Here is a 14,825-nt window from a genome sequence, read left to right as displayed (position 1 = left end):
GGAACGAAAACAGCCAACTGTTTTTTGTCCTTATTTATTAGCTTGTTATATAACTTTAACACTAACCAAAGATATTTGTAAATTTACTAACTGCAAACAAAGCAATACCAACAATTAGTGCATGTAAGCGATATTGCGACCAAGAAAATGAGTCACTTGGTACTGCTTTAAGGTACTCGTCCTCTCCGCCACCGTTAAACATATTTACGGGCAAGAAATCAGACATAAACATAATTAGCCCAAAGGCTATTAAAATGATGCTAATTATAAAAATGAATTTGGTCACTACTCGATCCTGAGAGTTATATAACGCCTTGCTAAGCGGAAAATAATGGTTGGCTATAATCGCGAAGCGATGGCCACTGTTATTTTTCCTTTTAAGCAACTTGTTAAGTTGCTTTTGTTTCAACCAGATCATAAAGAACACCATCTTGTTGCTCTTTAAATTTACCTTGTGCTATTAATTTTTTGATAGCTTTTTGCACTGAATTATTAGATGAATTAAGTTTTTTAGCTACCTCTTTATGAACATTCTTAGACCATGGTTGAATAGGTAATAAGTTTTCAACTTGACTTATAAACTCCTCATCAACAACCATACCTGTCACTGTTTCTAGAGGAATAATAGCTGCATTTACCATACCTGTTGTTGCTCTGCATAATAAAATATCTGTTTCACATTCATTACACTTAACTTTATTTTTCTGGTTTGGAACGGAATCAACTTCTCCCGTTGTACTAGTATGACAAAATGGACAAACGAAAGCTTCCTGTTTCAAGCCTGAAACATCTACATTAAAATCATTAGAGTTTTCATCGTAAATAGAAATTAATGAAATAGTACAACTACTACATACAAGAGGCTTCGCACTTCCATGTTTAGCTCTTTGAATATACTTAACGTCGCATTTACAAGACGGACAGGTTTTTACCAAGTTTCTTTTAATCTGTTTCTTAGTTCTTGGTATCGCTATGTGAGAACCTGCTATATTCCCAGCTAAATTTTTCATTTCCCTTTTTAGTTGGTTTACTCGTTTATCTACTGTTTCAGCAGTAATCGAGTCTTGTTCATACGAATCCCATAAGTGGTCAACTTTATCCATTAGTTTTATAAGCAATTTTTCATTTTCTTCAGTTTCCTTCCTATGCTCCTCAATTTCCTCTCCTATTACGCCTTGCCAATCACTCAAAGAGGTGTCATTTACTGACTTAAGCATAGCAATCATATGTATAGCACTTATGATTCTATTTTTACTATCTATCTGGTGATCATCGTCTTGTAATTCTTCACCTAAAAATACGCTTAACCTATTAAGTTGATCAGATAAGTTGTTTACTTTTTCCGCAGCCTTTAACGCATAAGTTTTTAAATTATCATTGTGCATCTCTTTTACTTCACTTATCGCTTCTCTATGTTGAGATGAACTATGGATTGTCGAGAAGATCCAAGATGCCATGACCGACAGGATAGTTAAAAGTAGACTTAGAATTGCACTTTCTTTTGCTGAGAGCGAACCAAAAGCAATTATTAACACGCAAATTGCTACACCAACTGATAAGAGAATAGCTATATTTCTCTCGAGTGTTCCATTTTTGTTCATAAATATCTCCATTGATGAATTGCAACTTAACAGCTTATTAGTGAGAATAAATCCTTCTTTCTGCCGAAAGTGGTTACTCTAACTAATGTTCATTTACTTACATTAATATACATCAGTTATTAATAGTTTCAAAAGCTTATCACGCTTCAGAACTGTTGATGCTTGTTGAAAGAAGGAATAGTTCTCGTTTTATGGGGGAAAGTGAGAATCATGAGAAAATTTCGCGATAAAACATTTGTTACAAAATAAAATGAAAATTTATTAGCGGAACTACTGATACGAAAATAATTGATTATCGTTGTCAATTTACAGCTAATTTACATAACGAGAACTATACTTTAAACCTATTCAGTGTGACCTTAAAACTAACACATGGAATTGCGTATACCTCTCCCTATAATCCTATTTTACGGAGCAATCACCACGTTATTCCAAGCAAAATTACACTTCTATGTATGGAATAGATAAACGCTATAGTAATGTACACGGCGAACGTATGCTTTCCCTAAGTGCTAACATAAAGGAAAACAGTAATTAAAAGACAGCGGTGACATGAAAATACCCACCACTACCAGCTAATGTAAACTTTGTTTTTTTTCATTCCACTTAAAGACGCACTCTCAAGACAAAAGAGATTGCAATAGTTGCCTTTACCTTTGAAAATTTGTCGTTATCATAGCTTAAGCTTTTATTTATGTTATAGACTATGAAAGATTGCAATCAATGTGGTAAGTGCTGCATAAAGTACGGAGACGGTGATCTTTCGGCAACGAAAGAAGAAATTGCCTTATGGGAAATATTCAATCCTGATATTTTTGATTATGTTAAAAATAATGAAATATGGTTTGATCCAAAAACTCAGGAAAAGCTAGAAAAGTGCCCTTTCCTTGAAGTCTCTCCAACTGCTTCAAATAATTCAGCCCCAAAATATACCTGTAGCATTTATTTAGATAGACCTGAAGATTGTCGCCATTACCCGAGTTTAGTTTCTGAAATGATCAGAGATGAATGTGAAATGATTGAAGCCATAGACATATCGAAACCTAGGCAAGCCCAATTAGCTCTAGATTTAATAATGAAAGGCAGTCGTCCGTCAATTACCGCTTAATGTAATTACCTTAAGCGGTTAGTTTTGGCTGCTTACATACGCAAAAGTAGAGCAACGTTGTTCTAATTTATTGTTCTTCCAATATCACCTTCAAATTATTCAATCCTGTTTGTAGATCGTCACCAATAATTTGCTCGAAATCCATAAACAAAAACATAATATTCATCGGATAATCCATATGACCACTAAAGCCCCATATGATCTTTGTTTGATTTTCAGAAATACTTTGTATGCTCATAAAGGCAGGTTCACTCGCTTCAAAAGGCTTTAAAAATCGTAATTCAAAATCGATACGTTCACCGTCTTTAATGGCTATTATTTCTTGCTCACCTGTACCCACATCAGGGTTTTGTGAATCCCATGCAGAAACAAAACCCACTTCTCCATCAGTACCTCGATAACTTTTTGTCATTTCTGGGTCCATTTGTGCCCATTTACTAAAATTATCTTGGTTCTTCAACAACTTGACGTAATTAAACACCACCATATTCGGCTGGTTTATTATAACTTCACGTTCAACTTCGTAACTGTCTTGCACGAAAATAGCCACTATCAGTGGTATAGCAATAATAGTCGCAATAACGATAAGTAATTTTTTTAACATAAGATAACCTTTTCTATTTTTTATTATAATTTGGCTTGCTAAGCCTAAGTTTGGCGCAACCATTGTTGCATTTCAATAATAAAAATAAGAAATGGAATATCGGTCAAAGGTTATAAAGCCTGTCGGTGTTGGCAACCTTCAGGCAATAATAAGGGCATATATCAAGTTGAATAATAGGTATTAGGCTACGCTGATTTTTTAAAACGCAGTACAAAACGGTCTGTTTTACCACGTACGGCGGGGTCAAAAACAACTTTAGTGTAATCATCATTCGCATTACGAAGAAATGCGGCTTCAGCATCCAAAGTAAAGCCAGCCTCAATGAGTTCTTCTACCACATAATCTCGGTTGATTCGATGTAACTTAGGGTTATGTTCCTTGGCATTGTTGTGCATATCAATAATACCCAATACACCACCAGGCTTTAACGCACTTTTAAGTTGGGCCAATATTGCTTTACGCTTCGCTTTTGGCGCAGATGAATAAAGATCATGATAATTTAACACGACGGTTATCGCATCAACTTCATTGGTTAAATCAAATTCGCCAAATTCCTTTTTATAATGACTAACATTTGGCAATCGTTGATTCGCTATTCTCTGGTCAAACTCTTTAGCAAAACGCCCGTCAAATACTTCTAAAATAAACTTATTATTTTGCGCAATTACCTTACCTTGCTCTCCAACACGATGAGATAATACTTCAGTATAATAGCCACCACTCGATAAAATTTCTAAAACCGTCATCCCTGGTTCAATACCAAAGAACTTCATCACTTTCGCTGGTTTTCGGCCCATATCGCGCTCTCGATCAGCCTGCGCACGTTGCTCAGATTGCAAGGCGTTGACAAATTTTTGTTCGCTATCACCATAGCCAAAGGCCATAGAACTCATAAAAACACTACAGCTAACTAATACAATTTTTAATTTCATGATTGCTCTCCTAAAGTACTGCTTTGTTGATGACTTAAATGATTATTCATTTGACGATTTATGCTTGTTACTTTAGCTAGCTTGTTGCGACGATAAAAAATATACACAACATAAATACCACCGGCTAAGTGGCCTAACATCAGCGCTTGAAACAAACTTACATCGGTTAAAAATACCGCACCAATAAATGTGCACGGTAGTAACAAAATAATGCGATGAATGACACCTAAAGACAGCGCTTGCCAAGGTTTTCCTTCTGCATTTAAACATGACTGATAAACGATAACTAAGCCCGCCCCGATATACCCAAACGGTACCCAAGTAAGGTAAATGGTTAGCAATTCAGCCACCGCGCCCTCAGGACAAATAAAATAGGACAACATGTTATTGTTAATCACTAAAGCAACCGCTAATGCAAGCTGCAGTAAAATTACCAAACCAAAAGCAAATAAATATGCCTGTCGAACACGGCTGACATGACCGAGCCAAAAGTTAGTACCAACAATGCACGGCATGGTTGTCGTTAATACCATAGGTATCAATAAAAAAATGGATTCCATACGGAATATAAAAGCGAAAGCCGCGACATAGCTATAGTTAATTTCGGCGACAATGGTGGTTAATATAGCCATGCTTATAGGGGTAACTAGCTGCTGCGAAACAATCGTTATGCTATTTATTTTATTTGACAGTAAACCACCCTTAATTTCTGCTAACTTAGGTATCGTCAAATGCACTTTTTTATGAAGAATAAATAGTGATATGCAAGCAAATAAAACGTCAACTATGCCATGAGTCCACGCCAGTCCCTCCAGCCCAGATATATAAAGTCCACTCTCAGGCATCAATAAAGCAATTGCTATAACACTCTTAGATAGCAGCCAAGACAGCATTAAGCGACTTGCGATATTTGAGTTACCAAGCGCCCTAAATATAGCGCTAACTTGCCAAATAATAGCTAAAAAAATCCAAGTAAAATAACGTGATTCAACATACAGCATTTGGCTATTCGCCAATACTATTTTTGGATCACCAATATGACCTGAAGCCCAAGTTCTACTTCCAAGAAATGAAAATATAGCTTCATTAAAAAAGCAAAATAATAACGAAAAAAGCGCAATAAAAAAGGTAGCTTGCAACAAAGAGCTACTAATTGCGTTAGAAAGTTGATGGCCATGTAAGCATGACACTTTAACAATTTTATTATTGGTTATTATGCTCAAACCAATGGCAATGGCGGTTACTGCTGTTGTGATTGGTAAAGTAAAACCAAGTGCAGTTAAAACATCTTCACCGTTAAAAGCTAATAAACTAGATTCAAGCAAGTCATAGGCAAATAGCGCCAAAATAGCCGTGATCATCGGCAAGGATGAATGCACGATAACTTTAGGTATTTTTTCTTCTGCAATCCAGTTTTTAAGCTGTTGGTCCATTAAGCTAAAATTCTTGTTGTTAATATTCAATAACAAGATACGTGAAGCTGAGAATTTTATTCGTTCATGAATGTAACAATTCATGTTACTCAATGATTTAAATCGAGAAACTGAACTAGGATTCACTAAAATACACGTTACTCTGCACTCTTATTACGACGAGTAACATTAAAACTCCCCAATAGGCTATTTCATTAGGAAACATCTTTTAACAATCCAATTGACAAAATAACAACACCTTATTGCAAATGATAACAATTACTATTAAGATTGATATCAATAAATAATAAATGGATGTTATCTAACCTTAAGAAAGCGCTCGACTTTCTCTTTATCAATAAAGCAAATTTCAATCACTACTGCACATACATGGTTGTATGACTACTCGTGGGCAGCATAAAACATGGTGAATGATGCTTTTTATAAGTTTGAGTGAACACGAGAGTATCAAGGATAGCTAACGCTAATTTGAAAAACGATCAACCCTCTCTACAGGACTTATCAATAAAGGCCTGTGAAAACACACAAACAAAGGATAAAACATGAATAAGCTTGCCCTGCAAGGGAAAGACAGCAATGGCTATTTAAAAAAAACTAAACTGGCAACCTCTATCGCACTAACATTAGCTTCGTTGGCAACAAGCCAATTGGCTTATGCAAATGATGATGCTATCGAATATGAAAAAATCACCGTTACCGGTCAAAAAATCACCCGAACTTTACAAGAAACACCTGCCAGTATTGCTGTTTTTAGTGATACTAAAATGCTCCAACAAAACTTAGGTGAAATCAGCGAAGTATTATTTGAAACAGCCAATGTTCACTCTTCTGCCGCAGGAAACTTTAGCATTCGAGGCATAGACGGCTTTAACGTTTCAGGTGCCGGAACCAGTGCTTTAGCTAGTGTTTACGTTGATGGCGCCGCATTACCTCAACGTCTAATACGCAATGGCTTCTCGACATGGGATGCAAAGCAAGTAGAAATTCTTCGTGGTCCACAGTCTACCCTACAAGGCCGTAATGCATTAGCTGGCTCAATTATTATGACCACAACCGCCCCTTCACATGAATGGGAAGGCAAATATCGCGTACAAATTGGCGAAAACGGTGAGCGTGAAGCAGCCATTGCGTTTGGCGGCAGTATTGTTGAAGATGAATTAGCTTTTCGTTTTAGCGCTGAGAAAGAAGATTTTGACGGCTATAATTATAATATTACACGCCAAGAAGATGCCGACTTTAAAAATGATGAACTTTACCGATTAAAACTTTTATATACACCAAGTGCTATACCAGATTTATCGGCACAACTTAGTTTTACTCATGCCACCACAAATAAAGGTGCCAGCGGGGTAAATGTTCCAGCAAATGGCAATCCATTTGACCAGCGTATTATTACTAATAACGATCCTCAGGAGTTAGTTTATAAAACAGATATTGCTAACTTAGAAATCAATTACGGTATTAGTGATACATGGGATTTAGTATCCATTAGCACATACTCAGAGGTTAACTCTTCATGGGATGATTATGATGATGATGCAGGCCCACAAGCGCTTGGTACGCGTTTCTATCATGAAGATACCGAAACATTTAGCCAAGAACTGAGACTTATCTATAACGGTGACCAGCTTACTGGTTTAATAGGTGCTTATTATTTTGACCAAAATATTCCCACTAATTATGGTGGTATTACCCGCATTAGTCTAGCGTCACTGGGCCTTACAGCAACATCTTTAATGAATAACTTCGGTTTAGATGAAGCAACAGCAAATTTTGCTATTAGCCAATACGCTGGTTTTGATCCAGTTGTTTTAGACCAAGCAAGTTCTACTGATCAAAACATTACTTCTTACGCCTTGTTTTCAGACTTTACTTACGAGTTCAATGAACAGTGGAATATCTTCGCAGGCTTTCGCTGGGACCGAGAAGAACAGGATAATAATGATAGCCAAAACTTGGCCATTGCCAATATAGATAAAATGCCATATGTTGCAAATTACCCGGCGCCATTGAACCAACTTATTGGCGGTATTAACGCTCAATTGATTAACTACGCAGCCGATGCTAATACTCCTATTCCCGTTACCGACGCAAGTTTTAACGAGTTCATTCCAAAGTTAGGTGTTAGCTACAACTGGAGTGACGATATTACAACTAGCTTTACTTTTCAAAAAGGGTATCGTTCTGGCGGCGTTGGTGTTAATTCGGCAAAATCTTCACCTTATCAATTTGACTCAGAGAGCACGTCAAACTATGAACTTGCATTACGCTCATTTTGGTTAGATGGCGATTTAATGTTGAACGCTAATGCTTTCTATATTGATTGGAAAGATCAACAAGTAAGTGTTCAGCTTTCTGAAAACTCATTTGATAGCGAAACAAAAAATGCTGGTAGTTCAACCGTTAAGGGCTTTGAGGTAGAAGCCTTTTATCAAGTTACTAATGAATTTGAGTTATTTGCCTCACTTGGACAAGCAAAAACAGAATTTACTGACTTTGTTATAACCATACCAACTAATAATGCCCCTACCGTTTACGACTTAACAGGTAGAAGCTTTGCTGATGCACCTGAATGGACTGCAAATATTGGCGCTACTTACCAAGCTGACAATGGCATTTTTGCTAACATAAATGTTAATTATGCCGACAGTTCAAATGCCGATACCAACCCATACAGCCGCGGCCTAACAGAAGGTGACGCCGAATTTAATTTACAAAACGATGCGCGTACTTTAGTTAACGCAAAAATAGGCTACGACTGGGAAACTTTCGGTATCTATTTAATTGCTAAAAACTTATTAGATAAAGAATACATCTCAGGGGCAGCACTGGGCACGGGTAGACGTGTAGTGAGACATGACTTAGGTGCGCCACGTCAAATTAGTTTAAGTTTGCAAGGCACTTTCTAACGGCTAATTAACAACGAATGCTTAAACAAAAATGGCTATTTACATCAGTAAATAGCCATTTTTCATATCTAAAACCAGTCATGACATCTTAAGCGCTTTATTGAATTAAACTAATAACTTAGCGTCATGGGCATAATCATCAAATTAATTTTTTACTATTGAATAATTAGCGCTATACATGGTGTTAATTGGTTGCGAAATCACCTTCAATTATAGTTTCTTCAATAGCTGTTTTTTGCGCTAATTTATATGCTATAAAAATAAACAATGCTGCAACCCCAGCCAACCCAACTTGCATACCAAAGGCTGTATATTGACCGGCTTGCCAAAGCAATTGTAAGTTTTCTGGAAACAATAGCCAGTCACTGATTATCGTCAGTAATAATATCCCCGCAGCGCTAACAAAGCTTACAACTAAAAATGTTCGCTTTTCGATAAACAACGCAATAATAGCTGAAATCAAAAGGGTTGCGACAAAAGCATAGATAACAAAATCAGCTCTTTCAAGAAAAGAAACAGGCAATAACCTTTCAGCAAGAAAAGCCACGCAACAGGCTATACCAACGCCGAGCGTACTAATAAGCGTAGTATAAGTGGCTATTTTCACTGAACGTTGTGAGGCTTTCAACTGCTTCTGGCGTTTTTCAATCCACAATAAATTACCCGTTACAATTAGCCCACAAACTGCAATGCCTAAAATGAAATAAATAAAACGTAAATCTAAACCGGCAAAGCCGCCAAAATGTAGCTCACTTAAAGTATCAATACCGTGTCGAACCTCACTATGCTGGTTAACATCATCTTTAAATATAATCGAATTATCACTAAGGTTAATTGCCACTTCAAAACGTTGGGCAAAATTACCGTCAATTCGGCCAATTAAATGTATTACAGTACTTTCATCTCCGTAGTTATACATTCGAACCACTTTAGGTACGTGGCCAAACTCGGCACTGTATTGCTCAACCAATTGGTCGATGTTATTAAATTTTTGCGGGTTATCTTGCCATTCAACCTCAACACTGCGGACACCAGCATCATTTAACAATGCCTCTTGATCCCCTTTATATAAAATAACAGCAAAAGCAATTTGATAAATAATCACCAAGTTAAATATCAAGCCACTTAATGCATACATCAAAGTAAACGGAATGCTGATGGTACCAACAACATTATGCATATCGAGTAATTTGCTACGAGTGTTAGAATCAGTGCGGTATTGAAAAAAGTTACCCACTAACTTTCGAGCATGGAGCAAAATTCCTGACAACAACATGAAGAAGAAGAACAAGGTAACAAAGCCAATAATGTAGATACCAAAAGGAATATTTAAGTCTCGGTGTAACTGATAAATAAAATCTGCAAGTATGAATTGATCAATTTCACCAACAACTTTGCCGCTATATGGGTCTAACAATAAACCAATAAATTCGCGCCCTGCTTGTTCTTCAATTAGGTCGACATAAGCTTGATAATAAGGCGTTTCTTCTGATGGAGGTAAAATGGTTAAATGTTCTTTGGCATTAAAAGGCCGATCCGCAATCGCTAACTCCATAATCTCACTTGCGGATAATATTTCTCCTTGTTTAATATCATGCGTTGGCTGAACTGACCATAAGAAAATTTCATGGCGAAAAAGACTAATTGAGCCAGCAAAAAATACCACAAACAACAACCCTGAAATAATAATACCGAGCCAGCCATGTGCATCCGTTAAATTTTTTAATGTATATTTTTTCATTGCTTAACCTAAAAAGTAATAAATGTTGATCAGTGCAGAAACAATCAGCGGATACCCACATCGCTGCCAAGCTTGTTTTGCTGAATCTGATGAGTAACACATGACCAAAGCGATAGCCCACATAGGAAAGGCAACCACCAAGCCTATTAATAACTTTTCATCGATGTTAAGAGGTAGAATATAATTTAGGTTCAGCATGACTGAAATTGATAACAAACAACCTAAAAATATTGCCACTAAGGTTTTATGCAACATATTGCCTCCCTGTACTAAACAAAACATTAACAAGCATGATCGCAGTAATGGCAACAGGGAACATTCGGTAAGCAACATGACCATATATAAAAATCACAGCGCCCCAGCATGCCATGATTAATGCCAGTACATAAAAGAAGGCCGTTGCCGCAATATGATGCTGCGATGCAGAGATATAAGCGGCAATGACTAAAATTAGAAAACCGCCCCAAGCAGCATGTTTATTAGTCGGCTTAGCGAGTAGTTTTTGATTAGGTGAGGCTGAATAACTTAAAAGACAGGCGATCCAAGTTAAAAATATTGTAAGTTCCATTTAAATTCACTTTATTGATAATTGTTCGTATTACGATTTGCATTTTATAGATTTTCGTTAAAATTGATAGCCCTAAATGAAATAAAACTGGCATGATTTAAACAAGGTAGCCCGCGATTGGGCTTACGTTGTTTTTTAGAAATATCTTTGAATATAAAGCGTTGGTGGGGAAATATTGATAGTGATATGCATACGTGCAGCAACATATCACTATTTGTAAACTAGGTTAGCCCTTGGCAAGCATGCTGTCTAACCAGCGGGTCGGTAATAACCTTTTTAATATTGCAAACAGTTTTGTTGGCGTAGTAATACGGTAACGCAACTTGGGTGTTTTACTTTCTAACGAGTGAATCAATGCGCGAGTAACGTCTAGCGGTTCTAAAGTAAATGCAGCATTTGATTTTTCACTACTTAGGCGCTCAATTTGTTGGCGATATTGTTGTTTATGGTCACTTGACTCAACATCAATATGCGCTTGAAAAGCAGCTAAGGCATTGGCGCGAAATTGCGTATTAATAGGCCCAGGCTGTAAAAGCACAACATCAATATTGGCTGGTTTTAGCTCTAACCTAAGAGTATCGGTTAGGCCCTCAATGGCATACTTAGAGGCATTATAAGCGCCTCGATAAGCCATAGATACAAAACCTAATACAGAGCTACATTGTATAATACGGCCATGTCCCTGTTGTTTCATGATAGGAATAACTTTTCGAGTAAGTTCATGCCAACCAAAAACATTGGCTTCAAACTGGGCTCGTAATGCTGACGTTGGTAGGTCTTCTAATGCCCCAGGTTGCCCATAAGCACCATTATTAAATAGATAATCAAGCTTGCCATTGGTTTCTAATAATATATCGCTTAGCGCCTGCTCAATAGTTTCCGGCTCAGTTAAATCAAGCAAATGCGCCGATAACCCTTTCGCTGCTAAATTTTCTACATCTGCTGGTTTACGTGCTGTGGCGAAAACTTGATAACCACGTGCCGATAAGGTTAATGCTGCGTGCAAGCCAATGCCGCTCGAGCAGCCGGTAATTAATATTGATTTTTTAGACATTAATAAATCATAAATATAAGTAAAGTTACTCGCCAGCTTACTAAAATATAACGCTCAAGCAAACGAATATGCTAAGTAAATACCAATAGTGCTACCTTTTAATTAAAGGCGTTACATTTAACATCGTTCATCTTTAGGTGAGTCCATAACCACATGGGTCGTAATTGTACGTACCTGAGGAATGGCACCGAGTACGTTAGCGTGAAAAGCTTTAAATGACTTAATATCATGGGTTTCAATACGCAGTAAATACTCGAAAGCCCCTGTCATGTTGTGACATTCTTTAACTTCTTCAGCAACATTAATTGCACGCTCAAATGCCTGTTGCGACTCGGTAGAATGCTCATCTAAACCTATGGTGACATAAGCAATAAAATGATTACCTAGCAATTCAGGATTTAATACCGCTCGATAGCCTTTAATTAAGCCGCTACTTTCTAACTCCTGCACTCGTCGTAAACATGCCGATGGCGACAAACCTATTCTTTCTGCTAGCTCTGAATTGGCAATTCTGCCGTCACTTTGTAACTCGCGCAATATTTCACGGTTATATCTATCTAATTTAGTCATTTATTGTCCATTTAGCGATATTATTTGATAAATTCGCACAGTTATTGCCTGTAAATAAACTTATACTTGTTTAACAACGAAAACAACAAGGACTTTATTGATGAACGCTGAAATACTCACTGCTTTAGCGATTTTTGCTTTTGTATCGTCAATCACACCTGGGCCAAATAATTTAATGCTAATGAACTCTGGCGCTAACTTTGGCTTTAAGCAAACATTGCCACATGCCTTAGGCGTTGGTATTGGTTTTACGGTTATGGTTGCCCTCGTCGGTATGGGAATTATGCAAATATTCGATGCATTCCCGATCAGTTACCAAATACTGAAAGTATTGAGTATTATTTACCTACTCTATTTGGCGACTAAAATTGCCATGTCTGACACATCAATTAAATCAACAGGTGATGAAACTCAGAAAAAATCAGTACCGCTTACTTTTATGCAAGCTGCAATGTTTCAGTGGGTGAATCCAAAAGCGTGGACCATGGCACTAACTGCAATTAGTGTATATGCGCCATCAAAAAACTTAACAGCCGTGCTCATTGTTGCCCTAATTTTTGGTTTAGTGAATTTTCCATGCATTAGCAGTTGGATAGTGCTTGGCGAGAAACTGCAAATATTTTTGACCAATAAAAGGCGCCTAAGATTTTTCAATTTCACCATGGCAATACTATTAATACTGTCATTAGCACCTGTTATATTGAATTAACAACCTAGCCTTTGCCATTGAGGACTAGCCTTCCTACGGCAAAGGCTCATCCGTCAAATTTATTCTGATAAAAAGCTATGGCATATTTGCCAGCTATTAGGGCACTGACTTTTCGCAGTATTAGATAACGCATAATTAAAGTCTTTCAAAGTCAGCACTCGGCCACTATGAGCAGCAGCAAAACGTTCTACATCTAATTTTTCTTCTGCTAAACGTTGCGCTAATAACTTCAGTGTTTGGCCACCGTTAGGCGAGCCGCTAACTTTACGAGAAAAGAACATATCAGCGGTAAATAATAGTTTTGCCTGTGAAAAATAGCTGATTAAATTATGTGTTGCATGGCCGCTGGCAAAATCAAGTACTTGCAATGCACCATTGGCATAGCTTGCAGAGCCAGTTACTACATCAAAACGCTCAGGTGCGATATCAGCGTAGGCAAGCTCTTTAATTCTCGCTTGATGCTCTTTAACACTAATAAAGGTTACGCCAAGCTCAAATGCTTCTCTCATACCTTCAAGGTGATCAATATGGTGATGACTAACCACTTGATATTTTAGTGGTTTGCTATTTCCTGCCAACTTTTGCACGGCTGTTAGTCTATTCGTTAAGTCTTCATAACCGCCAGCACCAATATAATAATCACCAGCATCTAAAAATACTGAAAAGCCCCAATCTTGGCCTGCTAAATAAATGTTATCGTCAAGCTTTTCGACCATCATCTCAGAAAACGACAATGTTGGCGCACTATCTTGATAATTTTCTGGCAGCTCAAACGCCCGGCTTACATCTGGATTAATGACTAATTCTCGTGCTACTGACACCATATAAGGCTGACCGCCTCTTGTGACATAAGTGCTAGTAGCGAACTTCACCTCTTGCTGAGATTTAACCTTTGAATAGTTATAAATAAACAGTTTACCCGGCTGCCAATCTGGCTTTGACATTTTAACGATTAAGCCCGTTTGCTGATTAATAAATAGCGTTAATTCCTCGTAGCCTTGCATCGCTAATTTAACCTTGAATAATTGCGAGTCAAACGTTACCTCGTCATCAAGTACTGTTGCATCATCAATATTTCGATAAAGTAAGACCGCTAAAGCAGTATCTAAATAGTAAAAGTGGCGACGGTCGGTTCGTGCATAACTTAAATTCGTATTAACAGACAAGGTTTTTAAACTGTGGTTAAGTTGATAGCCTTGCTTACCATCAAACATTTGATGTTGAATAGAAAAGCTGTCTTTATCGCCTCGTATCCACTTAAAGTTTTTTCTTTTATTGATGAAATCAATGGTGCTATCTGAGCGATAGTTCACCAAGTCAACCGCGTTTGGGCTTTCACTTTGCCCGTAACGAAAACTTTTATAGGTGTCCTTTACATTAATACTTTTGATTGCTTTAAAGTGCTCTTCGCCATAGCCAGAGACAACTTTATTGATTATTTCTGTTTTATTGTCACTAGCAAAAGCCGCTGCACTATCACCAAAGTAACAGGCCAGTAAAATGACTATTGTTATTATTTTATTCATACGCTAATCCCTTAAATGTGGTCAATAAATCCTAATGTAGCTAACATTTAATCGCGATAACTATGAGATA

General features: G+C 37.2%; 14 protein-coding genes. 3 read left to right on the top strand and 11 right to left on the bottom strand.

The features are described from left to right. Positions 1–61 precede the first annotated feature (61 nt). Together AC27E9_RS11710 and AC27E9_RS11705 are read right to left on the bottom strand one after the other, a co-directional pair. Entirely contained in the window at positions 62–232 is a 171-nt protein-coding gene (locus AC27E9_RS11710) for a hypothetical protein (RefSeq protein ID WP_487130370.1), read from the bottom strand. Between the two features lie 157 nt (positions 233–389). Next, positions 390–1,601: a hypothetical protein gene (locus AC27E9_RS11705; RefSeq protein WP_487130368.1), complete on the bottom strand. Its 1,212-nt coding sequence runs from the start codon at positions 1,599–1,601 to the stop codon at positions 390–392. Between the two features lie 706 nt (positions 1,602–2,307). Between AC27E9_RS11705 and AC27E9_RS11700 the strand changes: the two genes are divergently transcribed. Further along, positions 2,308–2,709 carry a YkgJ family cysteine cluster protein gene (locus AC27E9_RS11700; protein ID WP_487130366.1) on the top strand — a complete coding sequence of 134 codons (402 nt, stop codon included), beginning with the start codon at positions 2,308–2,310 and terminating at the stop codon, positions 2,707–2,709. A gap of 67 nt (positions 2,710–2,776) precedes the next feature. On the opposite strand, the gene AC27E9_RS11695 is transcribed toward AC27E9_RS11700, so the two are convergent. The 3 genes from AC27E9_RS11695 to AC27E9_RS11685 all read right to left on the bottom strand — a co-directional run bounded on the left by AC27E9_RS11695 (position 2,777) and on the right by AC27E9_RS11685 (position 5,678). Continuing rightward, positions 2,777–3,313 (bottom strand): SRPBCC family protein, encoded by a 537-nt coding sequence (locus AC27E9_RS11695; RefSeq protein WP_487130364.1) that lies wholly within the window; start codon positions 3,311–3,313, stop codon positions 2,777–2,779. Between the two features lie 185 nt (positions 3,314–3,498). Continuing rightward, positions 3,499–4,245 (bottom strand): class I SAM-dependent methyltransferase, encoded by a 747-nt coding sequence (locus AC27E9_RS11690; protein ID WP_487130362.1) that lies wholly within the window; start codon positions 4,243–4,245, stop codon positions 3,499–3,501. Next, positions 4,242–5,678 (bottom strand): MATE family efflux transporter, encoded by a 1,437-nt coding sequence (locus AC27E9_RS11685; protein ID WP_487130360.1) that lies wholly within the window; start codon positions 5,676–5,678, stop codon positions 4,242–4,244. Before AC27E9_RS11685 ends, AC27E9_RS11690 begins: the two co-directional genes overlap by 4 nt. A 542-nt stretch (positions 5,679–6,220) precedes the next feature. Between AC27E9_RS11685 and AC27E9_RS11680 the strand changes: the two genes are divergently transcribed. Next, complete coding sequence (locus AC27E9_RS11680) at positions 6,221–8,587, top strand: TonB-dependent receptor (RefSeq protein ID WP_487130358.1); 2,367 nt, start codon at positions 6,221–6,223, stop codon at positions 8,585–8,587. Between the two features lie 184 nt (positions 8,588–8,771). Here the strand turns inward: AC27E9_RS11680 and AC27E9_RS11675 are convergent, their stop codons facing one another. From AC27E9_RS11675 to AC27E9_RS11655, 5 genes are all read right to left on the bottom strand, one after another. Continuing rightward, positions 8,772–10,328 (bottom strand): PepSY-associated TM helix domain-containing protein, encoded by a 1,557-nt coding sequence (locus AC27E9_RS11675; RefSeq protein WP_487130356.1) that lies wholly within the window; start codon positions 10,326–10,328, stop codon positions 8,772–8,774. A gap of 3 nt (positions 10,329–10,331) precedes the next feature. Beyond that, positions 10,332–10,583 (bottom strand): hypothetical protein, encoded by a 252-nt coding sequence (locus AC27E9_RS11670; protein ID WP_487130354.1) that lies wholly within the window; start codon positions 10,581–10,583, stop codon positions 10,332–10,334. Beyond that, positions 10,573–10,896 carry a hypothetical protein gene (locus AC27E9_RS11665; RefSeq protein WP_487130352.1) on the bottom strand — a complete coding sequence of 108 codons (324 nt, stop codon included), beginning with the start codon at positions 10,894–10,896 and terminating at the stop codon, positions 10,573–10,575. Before AC27E9_RS11665 ends, AC27E9_RS11670 begins: the two co-directional genes overlap by 11 nt. Before the next feature lie 226 nt (positions 10,897–11,122). Then, a complete protein-coding gene (locus AC27E9_RS11660; RefSeq protein WP_487130350.1) occupies positions 11,123–11,950 on the bottom strand; it encodes an SDR family oxidoreductase in 828 nt (275 codons plus the stop codon). A gap of 117 nt (positions 11,951–12,067) precedes the next feature. After that, entirely contained in the window at positions 12,068–12,520 is a 453-nt protein-coding gene (locus AC27E9_RS11655; protein WP_487130348.1) for an Lrp/AsnC family transcriptional regulator, read from the bottom strand. Positions 12,521–12,620: 100 nt separating this feature from the next. Between AC27E9_RS11655 and AC27E9_RS11650 the strand changes: the two genes are divergently transcribed. Continuing rightward, positions 12,621–13,229 carry a LysE family translocator gene (locus tag AC27E9_RS11650; protein WP_487130346.1) on the top strand — a complete coding sequence of 203 codons (609 nt, stop codon included), beginning with the start codon at positions 12,621–12,623 and terminating at the stop codon, positions 13,227–13,229. Between the two features lie 59 nt (positions 13,230–13,288). On the opposite strand, the gene AC27E9_RS11645 is transcribed toward AC27E9_RS11650, so the two are convergent. Beyond that, positions 13,289–14,755 (bottom strand): MBL fold metallo-hydrolase, encoded by a 1,467-nt coding sequence (locus tag AC27E9_RS11645; RefSeq protein WP_487130344.1) that lies wholly within the window; start codon positions 14,753–14,755, stop codon positions 13,289–13,291. Positions 14,756–14,825: the final 70 nt, after the last annotated feature.

The sequence above is a fragment of the Colwellia meonggei genome (assembly GCF_057537295.1).
This window is presented reverse-complemented; position numbering and strand designations above follow the sequence as displayed.